The 10,793-nt window shown below is 69.5% G+C and carries 10 protein-coding genes; 2 read left to right on the forward strand and 8 right to left on the reverse strand.

Translation table 11 applies throughout. From position 1 onward, the window contains the following. Positions 1–110: 110 nt before the first annotated feature. The gene (locus tag QZ994_RS06390; RefSeq protein ID WP_290869828.1) at positions 111–2,900 is read left to right on the forward strand and encodes a CHASE domain-containing protein; all 2,790 of its coding nucleotides are present in this window, start codon (positions 111–113) and stop codon (positions 2,898–2,900) included. A gap of 45 nt (positions 2,901–2,945) precedes the next feature. Here the strand turns inward: QZ994_RS06390 and QZ994_RS06395 are convergent, their stop codons facing one another. The 7 genes from QZ994_RS06395 to QZ994_RS06425 form a co-directional block, all read right to left on the reverse strand. Continuing rightward, positions 2,946–4,808, reverse strand: coding sequence for a nucleoside-diphosphate sugar epimerase/dehydratase (locus QZ994_RS06395; protein ID WP_290869830.1), 1,863 nt, complete (start codon positions 4,806–4,808; stop codon positions 2,946–2,948). Between the two features lie 28 nt (positions 4,809–4,836). After that, on the reverse strand, positions 4,837–5,037 hold the full coding sequence (locus QZ994_RS06400) for a chorismate mutase (RefSeq protein WP_290869832.1): 201 nt from the start codon (positions 5,035–5,037) through the stop codon (positions 4,837–4,839). Between the two features lie 268 nt (positions 5,038–5,305). Next, the gene (locus QZ994_RS06405; protein ID WP_290869835.1) at positions 5,306–6,928 is read right to left on the reverse strand and encodes a glycosyltransferase family 39 protein; all 1,623 of its coding nucleotides are present in this window, start codon (positions 6,926–6,928) and stop codon (positions 5,306–5,308) included. 18 nt (positions 6,929–6,946) lie between these two features. Further along, the gene (locus QZ994_RS06410; RefSeq protein ID WP_290869838.1) at positions 6,947–7,837 is read right to left on the reverse strand and encodes a ChbG/HpnK family deacetylase; all 891 of its coding nucleotides are present in this window, start codon (positions 7,835–7,837) and stop codon (positions 6,947–6,949) included. Beyond that, complete coding sequence (locus QZ994_RS06415) at positions 7,834–8,868, reverse strand: glycosyltransferase family 2 protein (protein WP_290869841.1); 1,035 nt, start codon at positions 8,866–8,868, stop codon at positions 7,834–7,836. Before QZ994_RS06415 ends, QZ994_RS06410 begins: the two co-directional genes overlap by 4 nt. A gap of 60 nt (positions 8,869–8,928) precedes the next feature. Continuing rightward, complete coding sequence (locus QZ994_RS06420; protein WP_290869844.1) at positions 8,929–9,192, reverse strand: hypothetical protein; 264 nt, start codon at positions 9,190–9,192, stop codon at positions 8,929–8,931. 150 nt (positions 9,193–9,342) lie between these two features. Further along, positions 9,343–10,008, reverse strand: coding sequence for a glutathione S-transferase N-terminal domain-containing protein (locus tag QZ994_RS06425; RefSeq protein WP_290869846.1), 666 nt, complete (start codon positions 10,006–10,008; stop codon positions 9,343–9,345). Between the two features lie 93 nt (positions 10,009–10,101). Between QZ994_RS06425 and QZ994_RS06430 the strand changes: the two genes are divergently transcribed. Further along, positions 10,102–10,362, forward strand: a complete 261-nt coding sequence (locus QZ994_RS06430; protein ID WP_290869849.1) for a DUF1653 domain-containing protein — start codon at positions 10,102–10,104, stop codon at positions 10,360–10,362. 10 nt (positions 10,363–10,372) lie between these two features. Here the strand turns inward: QZ994_RS06430 and QZ994_RS06435 are convergent, their stop codons facing one another. After that, positions 10,373–10,666 carry a 2Fe-2S iron-sulfur cluster-binding protein gene (locus QZ994_RS06435; RefSeq protein ID WP_290869851.1) on the reverse strand — a complete coding sequence of 98 codons (294 nt, stop codon included), beginning with the start codon at positions 10,664–10,666 and terminating at the stop codon, positions 10,373–10,375. Positions 10,667–10,793 lie beyond the last annotated feature (127 nt).

The following is a 10,793-nucleotide window of genomic DNA, read 5'->3' on the forward strand; positions in this document are numbered from 1 at the left end:
TTGCTGGCAAAACGCGATCTCGTCCTGCTTTGCAAACGGTTTGTGTCGACTGCGGCGGATGCTATGGTGTGCACTTGCGCGCAAACGGGCGCCTGATCTCCTATTTGTCCATGCCCCCACTCGCTCCCCCCCGCTCACCGTGGACGAGGGGCCTGATCACCTGGCTCGCCTACACGCTCACCGGCATCATGGCGCTGAGCCTGTCGCCACCGAGCGACGACGTGTCGCCGCTTTACCTGGCTGCCGGCATCGGCCTGGGCGCCGTGCTCGGCTGGGGCCGCTGGATGGCGGTGGCCGTGGGGCTGGGCAGTGGCGTGGTCGAATGGGTGGGGCAGATGCTCCACCCCTCAGACGTCGGCACCGGCGTGCTGCTGTGCCAGTCGCTGGTCGGCGGCCTGGGTGGCGGGCTGCAGGTGTGGCTGGCCGCACGGCTGGTGCAGCCCGATCCTGGTGCGCCCCTGCCCCTGGACAAGCCCGCCCAGATCGGCCGCTTCCTCCTGCTGGCGGGGCCTGTGGCCTGCACCGTGAACGCGGCGCTGTCGGTGGGCAGCATGGGTCTGCTCGGCATCATGCCTCTCTCGCGTGTGCCCATGGCCATGGGGGGCTGGTGGCTGGGCGACACCCTCGGCGTGCTGGTGGGCGCGCCACTCATGCTGACCCTGGTGGGCCAACCGGCTGAACTCTGGCGTCGGCGCCGCCTGGTGGTGGGCCTGCCCTTGCTGATCACCACCGCGCTGCTGGACCTGTCCATCCGCCAGGTCCAGACCTGGGAACGTGAGCGCGAGGCTGCCATGTTCAACCAGGACGTCGCAGCCACCGCCAACGCGGTGAAGTTGCGTCTCAACGGCTACCTCAATGCGCTGGAGGCCATGCACGGCATCTACGCCGCCTCGCTGGACGTGTCGCGCGAAGAGTTCCGGCGGGCCAGCACACACTGGCTGGAGACCCTGCCCGGCATCCAGGGCCTGGGCTGGGAAGAGCGGCTCGGCCATGCAGAGATCCCGGCCTTCGAAGCCCGGCAGGCGGCGGGGGGGCTGACCGGCTTCAAGGTCTACAACCGTGAGGGGCCGCCACCCCAACCTGGTGACGAACTGGTGGTGCTGCGCTTCATCGAGCCCCTGGCGGGCAACGAGAAAGCCCTGGGGTTCAACGTCCTGTCGACCGCGGCACCGCGTGCGGCGTTCGAGCGCTCGCGGCGCGAAGGGCTGGCTGTGGCCACACCCGGCTTCAAGCTGGTGCAGGAGCAGGGAGACCAGTTGGGCGTGGTCGTCTACCTGCCGGTCTACGAAGGCACCCCCAACACCCCCCTGACCCGCATGCAGGCCAACCTGGGCGCGGTGTTCATGGCCCTGCGCATGGACGATGCGCTGTCGGAGATGCTGCGGGGCATGCCGGACTACTTGGTCGGCTGCCTGCATGAACAGGATGACAGCGCCACCAGACCGCCGCGACGGCTGGGCGGCGTCAAGGACTGCCGTGACACCGCCGCCCTGAACCGCACCCTGCACAGCGACACCGTGCCCCTGGAGTTTGCCGGCCGGCATTGGCAACTGCACATCTGGGCCAAGGGGCCCGTGCCCCTGGTGGACAGCCGGGTCACATCCTGGCTGCTGGCCCTGGGCGGGGTGGTGGTGGCGGCCTCGCTGGGCGCGCTGCTGCTCGTGATGACCGGCCACGCACGGCGCATCGAGGCGGCCATGAAGGAGGCGCGCGACCAGCGCACCGCCGCCGAGAACGCCAACCGGGCCAAGAGCGAATTCCTCTCGCGGATGAGCCACGAACTGCGCACCCCGCTCAATGCGGTGCTGGGCTTTGCCCAGGTGATGGAGCTGGACCGGCTCTCGCCCCTGCCCGAGGCCCACCAGCCCCGCATCAAGCAGATCCAGCAGGCGGGCTGGCACCTGCTGGACATGATCGACGACGTGCTGGACATCTCACGCATCGACGCGGGCATGCTGCGCCTGCAGGCCCAGCCGCTGTCGGTGCACGAAGCGCTGGCGGCCGCTGGCGCCCTGTTGGGCGAACAGGCGTCCCGGCAAGGCGTGAGCCTGCGCTGGCCCGAGCAGCCCGACCTGCGTCTGGGCGTGAATGCCGACCCCACCCGCCTGCGCCAGGTGCTGACCAACCTGCTGAGCAACGCCATCAAGTACAACCAGCGCGGCGGCAGCGTCACGGTGAGCGTGCAGGCCCGGCACGATGCCGCGCAAGGCGAGGTGGTGCAGATCGCCGTGCACGACACGGGCCTGGGCATGACACCGACCCAGCTGGAGCGCCTGTTCGAGCCCTTCAACCGCCTGGGCCGCGAGCGGCATGTGCCGGACGGCACCGGCATTGGCCTGGTCATCAGCCGCCACCTGGCCGTGCTGATGGGCGGCCGGCTGGATGTGTGCAGCCAGGAGGGCGAAGGCTCGACCTTCACGCTGACCCTGCCCGCGGCCGAACTGGGGCGCCGCCCCGTCAGCCCCGAGCCGGCCCTGGACACCCTGCCCCCTCCGCCACCCGACAAGGGCGTGGCCCACCACGTGCTGTACGTGGAAGACAACCTGGCGAATGCGGAAGTGATCCGTGCCGCCCTGACTGCCAGGCCCTGGGTGCAGCTGAGCGTGGCGCCCAGCATCGAAGCCGGTCTGGCCGTGCTGCACGACCGGCTGCGGGGTGCCCGCCCCGAATTGATCCTGCTGGACGTGCACCTGCCCGATGCCTCGGGCCAGGAGCTGCTGAGGCTGATCAAGGCCAACCCCGACACAGCCAGCATCCCCGTGATCATGATCTCGGCCGACGCCACGCCGGAACAGGTGGACACGGCCCTGGCGAACGGCGCCTGCTGCTACCTGACCAAGCCGGTGCAGGTGGCGGCCCTGCTGCAACAGATCGACGAACTGCTGCAAACCCCGGGCTGAGCCGACCGCCACCGACGCCCCACCCTACAGGGGCCACGGCATGGCTCAGCGCGGCGCGTACTCGGGCACCAGGGCGTGCAGGCGCTTGCGCAGGTGGGCCGGCACGCTGGCCTGCTCATCGACCGTCAGGGCCATGAGGCGCTCGATCCAGTCCGGAGGCAGCTCGCCATTCAGCTGGGCCAGGCGCAGGCGCGGGTGCGGCGTGGGCAAGGTGGTGTCGGCATCGGCCAGCAGCTCTTCGTAAAGCTTCTCGCCCGGGCGCAGGCCACTGAAGACGATGGGGATCTCGGCCTCGGTGTGACCACTGAGGTGAATGAGCTGGCGCGCCAGGTCGGCGATCTTCACCGACTTGCCCATGTCCATCACGAAGACCTGGCCCGTCTCGGCCAGGGCTGCGGCCTGCAGCACCAGCTGGGCAGCCTCGGGGATGGTCATGAAGAAGCGCGTGATCTCGGGGTGGGTGACGGTGACCGGCCCACCCTTGGCGATCTGCTCCTTGAACTTGGGGATCACGCTGCCACTCGACCCCAGCACGTTGCCAAAGCGCACGGCCATGAAGCGCGTGCCCAGGGCCTTGGCCGCCCAGTGGGACACGACCATCTCGGCCGCCCGCTTGGTGGCGCCCATGACGTTGGTGGGGTTCACGGCCTTGTCGGTCGAGATGAGCACGAAGCGGCCCACGCCCTGCTCGGCCGCAGCCTGGGCCACGTGGTAGGTGCCCAGGGTGTTGTTGCGCAAGGCGATCCAGGCGTTGTCGTCTTCCATCAGCGGCACGTGCTTGTAGGCCGCGGCGTGGAAAACGAGCTGAGGCTGATGGGCGGCCATGGCGCGGCGCAGGGCGTCCAGGTCTTTGACGTCACCGACCAGGCGCACCAGGGGCAGGTGCGGGAAGCGCTCGCCCAGGTCTTGCTCGATCTGGTAGAGCGCGAACTCGCTCAGCTCGAACAGCACCAGGCGGCTGGGGCCGAAGCGGGCGATCTGGCGGCAGAGCTCGGAGCCGATCGAACCGCCAGCCCCCGTGATGAACACGGTCTGGCCGCTGATCAGCTGGGAAACGGCGCTTTCGTCGAGCTTGACCGGCTCGCGGCCCAGCACGTCGTCGGGCTCGATGTCGCGCACGCGGTCGATGCGGGAACGGCCTTCACGCAGTTCGTCGGCCGACGGCACGGTGACCACGGGCAGACCGGTTTCACCCGCGAGGTCGAGCGCACGCTGGCGCTGGGCCAGCGAAGCCGAGGGCATGGCCAGGATGAGGTGGGTGACGTCGGCCAGGGTGGAGGCCTCGCGCAGCATCTCCAGCCCGCCCCAGACGGTGAGGCCGGCCATGCTGCTGCCATGCTTGCGTGCGTCGTCGTCCAGCAGGCCGACCACCGTCCAACCGCGGTGCTGGATGCCGGCGATCAGCAGCTTGGCGGCGGCCCCAGCCCCCAGCACCAGGGCGCGCTGTCCGCCCGGCTGCCCGCTGGCCCGGCGCGCCCGCGAGGACTCGCTGAGCATGCGCACCAGCATGCGTGCCAGCGAGAGGATCACCAGGGTGAGGACCGGGTGCAGGGCCAGCACCGCCCGGGGGACTTCGACCAGCTGGGCCATGAGCACGATCACGGCACTGGCCAGACCCGCGCCCAGGCAGACCCAGGCCAGGCGGGTGATCTCGTGGAAGCTGGTGTAACGCCAGGTGGCGCGCGGCACACCCAAAGCCCAGGACACGACGCTGTAGATGGCGATGACGGCCAGCAACACGGCGCCGTCGTAGCTGGGGCGCTCGTGCAGCCAGCGCTCCACGCCCATGCGGAAGAGGTAGGTGGCGTGCCAGGCCAGCAGGATCAGGAAGGCGTCGGCCAGCATGACCACGGCCTGACGGCGGGGTCGGAGCTGGTCCAGGAAGCGGTTCAGGGGGGTCCAGATCATGGCGTGGGCAAGGGCCGCTCGGCGGCGGTCAGGAGGCAGCAGTACGGGGCGCAACCCGACATTGTGCCTTTGCCGGCACACCCGACCCGGCAGGGCTGGCGGAGGCCGGGCGCTGAAGGCGGGCGGCCTCCTGGACATAGCGCGCACGCTCGGCCTGCAGGCCGGCGAGCAGTTGGTCGATCTGGTCGATGGCGGAGTGGACGTCTGCCAGGGTGTCGCAGGGGATCATGAGAGGCTCCAGATGGATGGGGTCGGTGACCGCCTCTCAGGGGTGCGTGCGCCATGCACGCGAAAAAAAAAGCCGCCTGGGAGGCGGCTCGTTTGCTCAACGTCGGGACGTGTCTGCGCGGGGCCGCCGGTCAAGGGCAGCGCCACCAACGACCCAGGCCACCTTGAGAAGGCAGCGTGGGGTGGCAGAACGAAGGCGTGGGCTTCAACATGGGTTCATCGTAAACCGGGCACCGGGACTTTGTCCAGCACCCCGCGCACCTGTGGCATCAAGGGCAAACCAGGCCGCGGGCCTGCAAGGCCGAGCGCTCCAGCACCCATACCGATGACAGCTTCAGGCGCATGGCCGGCTCCTGCCCGGCGAGCTCGGGCCAGCGCAACGGCGCCTTCGGGGGGCCCACCACCACCAGACGCGGCTGGGCACACAGCAAGGCCGGCCATTGCGCCACTGGCACCAGCAGGGCGCGGGCACGCTCGGGGTTGAACTCGCCGGCATCGAACAGCTCCTTGCGGTCGTTGTCGTGCAGAGGGAGATCGGGATCGGACCAGTCCGCCACCACGGGCACGGGTTCGCGACGGGCCAGGTAGAAGGGCAGGTCGTAGACGAACTCGTCCACATAGACCAGGGGCACGCCCTCGTTCATCAGGGGCTGGATGAGCGGCAAGGCCGGACGCACGGACTGTCGATCAAAGCGAACGGCGGCGCCGATCAGGCCCACGCACAGCAGGGCCGCGACCGCCGTGATCACGCCAAAGGCGCGGGCGCCAGCACCAGGCCAGCGTCGGGCCAGCAGGTCGGCGACGATCAGGGCCAGGGGCGGCAAGGTGGGCAGCACGTAACCGGGCAGCTTGGAGGCGGGAATGGAGAAGAACAGCAGCACCAGGCCCAGCCAGACCCAGGCCAGGCTGCGCAGGGCACGGCGGCCTGCGCCCTGCCCTCGCCCATGCAGGAAGGCCACCGAGCGGTCCTGGGACCACCAGCGCGCCCACAAGCCGGTGAGCGACCAGGGCAGGCTCAGGCCCACGATCAGCGGCACGTAGTACCAGAACGGGTGCATGTTGTTGAAGCCCGTCTGGGTGAAGCGCTGGAAGTGCTGGTAGACGAAGAAGTAATGGAAAAAGTCGGGGTAGAGGCGCTGCATGGCCACAAACCAGGGAGCGGCCACCGCGCCCAGCACCAACAGCCCCGGGAGAGACAGGATCTGCCACAGGCTGCGCCAGCGCCCCGTGGCCAGCAGCCACAACACGATGACACCCCCCGGCAGCACCAGGCCGATCAGCCCCTTGGCCAGAAGGCCCAGGCCCGCCATGGCGTAGGCGGCCCACAAGGCCAGGCGGTGCGGCTGGCCGGCCTCCTGCGCCAGCACGGCGTGGGCCGCCAGGGCGATCGTCGCCGTGATGCAGCCGGCGACCAGCATGTCGAGGTTGGCGTACTGCGCACCACCGAACCAGAAGGGCTGGGTGACCAGCGCAAGGGTCGCCCAGCCGGCCAGCCGGCCGCCACCCCAGCGGCGCACCAGCATGTACAGGGCACCGGCGCCCAGCACCGCACCCAGCACCGAAGCCAGGCGCGCCGCCCACAGCCCCAGGCCGAAGACCTCGAGCGAGATCGCCGTGAGCCAGTAGAAGAGCGGGGGCTTGTGGAAAAAGGGCAGCCCATTGAGCGTGGGCGTGAGCCAGTCGCCGCTGCGGATCATTTCCCAGGCGACACCGGCATAGCGGCCCTCGTCGGGCACGGCCAGGGGACGCCACCAGGCCGTGCAGGCCAGCCAGACAAACAAGGCCAGCCAGACCAGGGGCGTGGGCACAGGCGATCGTGAAGAAGAAGGCAGGGTCACGGTTCGATCGTCGCCAGGCACGGCGCAAGCAGCAAAGCCAGACAGTGTAGCCATGCCCTGTGACGGGGGGCCTCAGCGTGCCAGCCGCGCGATGCGAACCCCGGCCTGGCTCAGGCGCTGGCCAAAACCCGGGCTGGAGAGCACCTGGAACTCCATGTGGCGGGCCGCCGCGATCACATCAGGCTGGGGCACAGCCTGGGACTGGGGCACAGCCGGGTGGCACATCAGCAGATCGCCCTCGTGGACCAGGGACAGCCAGGCCTGCCAGCGGCGCAGAAAGCCCGCCTCGTCCGCATCGAAGGGGTAGACGCCCAGCAGGCGCTCGCTGTGGGGCAGCCCCAGCCGGCGTGCCTGCCGCGCCAAGGCCGAGGCGCCCAGCGCAGCAATGACGGCCGCCTTCAACGTGTCGACCAGGCCGATGCCTGCACGCCAGCCGGCCCACCCTGGCGAGCGGCACAGGCGCAACCAGGGGCGATGGGCGACATCACGGCCCACCTGGCGCGCGCGCAGCACCTGAGCCAGGGCCTCCCGCAATTGCGGAAACTGGTGCACGTGCTGGTGGCCATCGACGAAATCGGGCGGGCGACCCCAGACCGCCTCGAACCGCGCAAACTGCCGCGCGACCTCCTCCTGCAAGGCGGCCTCATCGAAGCGACGAAGGTGGCAGGCCCGGATCAGTGCACCCAGGGGCCGGACCAGGTCCGGGCGCTGGGCACGGGCGTCCAGCAGCTCGGTGAAGTTGAGGTGCAGGCCCACATCGGCAATCGGCTCGGCTTCGCCTGCGGGCCAGGCGGCGGCGCGCAAGGCCGCAGCGCCCGACGCCCAGGCCGGGCCATCGACCAGGCAGCTGACGGCCGAGATGCGCCGCAGTGCCAGCAAGGCGAGGACCGCCTGGTTGACGCCTTCGTGCAGGCCGAAATCGTCGACGCAGACGGCGAGCGTGCGGGGTCCGGGGGCGCTCACACGCGACGACGCAGGCTGGGCGAGACGCGCGCGGCGATGGCTTCGCGGCCCTCGACCGGCGCCAGCCCTTCACCCAGGGCGCGACGCACCAGGTACAGCGGCCGGTTCTTGACCTCTTCGAAGATGCGCGCCACGTACTCGCCCAGGATGCCCAGGGACACGAGCTGGATCCCCACGAAGAACAAGAGCAGCACCACGATGGTGGTCCAGCCCTCGACGGCATTGCCATAGAGCTCGTGGTCGACGATGACGTAGATGCCGTAGAGGAAACCCAGGACGGCCATCACCATGCCGGCGATGCTGGCCACACGCAGCGGCCAGGTGGTGAAGGCGGTCAGGCCGTCGATGGAGAAGGCGATGAGCTTGAGCGCGTTGTAGTGGCTGGTGCCCGTGGCACGCTCGGCCGGCGCGTAAGGGATGGCCACCGACTTGAAGCCCACCCAGGCGTAGAGGCCTTTGAGAAAACGGTTGCGCTCTGGCAAGGCCAGCAGGGCTTCGACCACGTGGCGGTCCATCAGGCGGAAGTCGCCCGCGTCGGCCGGGACCTCGAAGCGCGAATGGGCGTTGATCAGGCGGTAGAAGGCATTGGTGCCGAAACGCTTGAAGGGCGGCTCGTCATCACGGTTGCTGCGCAGGGCGTAGACCACGTCGGCGCCGTCCTGCCAATGGGCCACCATCTCGGCAATGAGTGGGGGCGGGTGCTGCAGGTCGGCGTCCATCAGCACGACCACCTCCCCGTTGGCGGCCTGCAGGCCGGCGGTCAGGGCCGCCTCTTTGCCGAAATTGCGGGAGAACTCGATGGCCCGAAAGCCCGGGCGCACGGCCCACTCGTCGAACACGGCCGAGGTGTCATCACGGCTGCCGTCGTTCACCAGGATCACCTCCCAGGCACTGGTGCAAGGGCCCAGGTGCTCGGCCAACAGGGGCAGCAGCAGGCGCAGGTTGGCGGCTTCGTTGTAGCAGGGGATGACGCAACTCAGTCGCGGCAGGCTGTCTCGGCAGGAATGGCTCAGGGCGATCGCTTGGCTCATGCGGCGGATTATCGGGGCTGGCGCCCCCCGCCGATCGGAGGAAACGCCCACCCCGACCACTCAAGCGTGGTGGGCGCGGTGCAGGCCGTGGTGGTTGGCAGCGTGTTCACCCTTCTTGAGCGTGGCCTTGTGGGCATGACGCGGGTGCTTGGCGTGGTGTTTGGCTGGGTGCTGGGCGTGATGGACTTGAGGGGCTTGATGAACCGCCGGGACACCTGCCTGGTGGGGAGCCGGCGCCTTGTTCGGGGACTGGGCCAGAGCCGGCAGGGAGAAAGCGGCCAGCAAGGCAGCCGAGCACAGAGAGGTCTTGATCGAGGTCTTCATGGTGTCTTCCTTTCAGCGGGGGCAGCAAGCGGTGTCCGCCTGGCGCGGCCGGGGAATCCTGGCCAGGCGCCGTGCCTGTCTCCCACAACGTGGCGCCGGCATCGCCAGCCGACCGCCCCGCACGTAAAGCCATGTGAAGATCTGAAGCCCTCAGCGAGCGGGGGTCACGGCCGCAGGGGGGCCACCCGGGTTGACCCGGTCGGCCAGGGCGTAGGCCCGCTGGGTGGCGGGCCGCGCAGCGATGGCCTCGAACCAGCGCCGGAGATGGGGAAAGTCGGTCAGCTTCTGTCCCTGGCGCTCGTGCGGCACGATCCAGGGGTAGCAGGCCATGTCGGCGATGCCGTAGTCGCCGGCGATGAAGTCGCGGTCGGCGAGGTGGCGGTCGAGCACACCGTAGAGGCGGGCTGTTTCCTTCACATAGCGCTCGATGGCGTAGGGCAGTTTTTCGGGCGCGTACAGCGCAAAGTGGTGGTTCTGACCCGCCATGGGGCCCAGACCGCCCATCTGCCAGAACAGCCACTGCAGCGCCTGGTTGCGGCCCCGCAGGTCGGTGGGCAGGAAGCGCCCGACCTTGTCGGCCAGGTAGAGCAGGATGGCGCCCGATTCGAACAGGGCGATGGGCTCACCGCCATCGGCCGGAGCCCGGTCGACGATGGCCGGGATGCGGTTGTTGGGCGCAATCTTCAGGAACTCGGGCTGGAACTGCTCCCCCTTGCCGATGTGGATGGGGTGCAGGGTGTAGGGCAGGCCTGCCTCTTCCAGGAAGAGGGTGACCTTGTGGCCGTTGGGCGTGGTCCAGTAATAGAGGTCGATCATGGGGGGAAGCCTGTCGCCAGCTGGGGCGCAATGGGGTGGATCCGGAGCCGCCATGATGCCTCGTGCGCCCAAGCCCTGCAGGACAATGAGGGCATGTCTGCCGGAACCCCCTTGCCTCCCCTGCCCGCCATCGAGCCGGGCCTCTACGTCCACTACAAGGACCTGCGCTACGAAGTGATCGGCGTGGTGCGCCACAGCGAGAGCTGCGAACCCATGGTGCTCTACCGCCCGCTGTATGGGGAGGGCGCGATGTGGGTGCGGCCCTATGCCATGTTCCTGGAGGACGTGACGGTGGACGGCCGGACGGTGCCGCGTTTCCGCCGCATCGGGCCCATGCCCACCAGCACGGCCTGAGCGCCGGCTTTCAGGCCGGGTCGGTGTAACGGGCCTTGGGGGCGTGGATCAGCAGGTCGCTGTGGGCCAGGGCCACGCAGGGCAACATGGCGCCCTCGTCCTTGTCGTCGGGGCTGAGGCTGGGCCACTCGACGCGGTAGGCCAGCTCGCCCCCCTGCAGGTGACACAGGCAGGCCCGGCAGCTGCCATTGCGGCAGGAACGGGCCAGCGTCACGCCGGAGCGCTGGGCGGCTTCGAGCACGGATTCGCCCTCCAGGATGGGCACCGTGGCGCCCAGGGGCTCGATGCGCAGGATGAAGCTCAAGGCTGGACGGCGCCTTCCACCTTTTCGGCATCACCAGCCCCTGCCACGGCCTTGACGCCGGCGGCGGTCACGTCCACCGCGGTGCCCACCACGGTGGCGCCCACCTTCACGGTGGTGGCCACCACCG

Origin of the sequence: Aquabacterium sp. (genome assembly GCF_021768455.1) — a bacterium.
Classification (GTDB): Bacteria; Pseudomonadota; Gammaproteobacteria; order Burkholderiales; family Burkholderiaceae_C; genus Aquabacterium.

Excerpts from the sequence above, each read along its gene's own strand:
- QZ994_RS06390 (WP_290869828.1), top strand. The coding sequence starts at position 111 with ATGCCCCCACTCGCTCCCCCCCGCTCACCGTGGACGAGGGGCCTGATC.
- QZ994_RS06395 (WP_290869830.1), bottom strand. The coding sequence starts at position 4,808 with ATGATCTGGACCCCCCTGAACCGCTTCCTGGACCAGCTCCGACCCCGC.
- QZ994_RS06400 (WP_290869832.1), bottom strand. The coding sequence starts at position 5,037 with ATGATCCCCTGCGACACCCTGGCAGACGTCCACTCCGCCATCGACCAG.
- QZ994_RS06405 (WP_290869835.1), bottom strand. The coding sequence starts at position 6,928 with ATGGCTACACTGTCTGGCTTTGCTGCTTGCGCCGTGCCTGGCGACGAT.
- QZ994_RS06415 (WP_290869841.1), bottom strand. The coding sequence starts at position 8,868 with ATGAGCCAAGCGATCGCCCTGAGCCATTCCTGCCGAGACAGCCTGCCG.
- QZ994_RS06420 (WP_290869844.1), bottom strand. The coding sequence starts at position 9,192 with ATGAAGACCTCGATCAAGACCTCTCTGTGCTCGGCTGCCTTGCTGGCC.
- QZ994_RS06425 (WP_290869846.1), bottom strand. The coding sequence starts at position 10,008 with ATGATCGACCTCTATTACTGGACCACGCCCAACGGCCACAAGGTCACC.
- QZ994_RS06430 (WP_290869849.1), top strand. The coding sequence starts at position 10,102 with ATGTCTGCCGGAACCCCCTTGCCTCCCCTGCCCGCCATCGAGCCGGGC.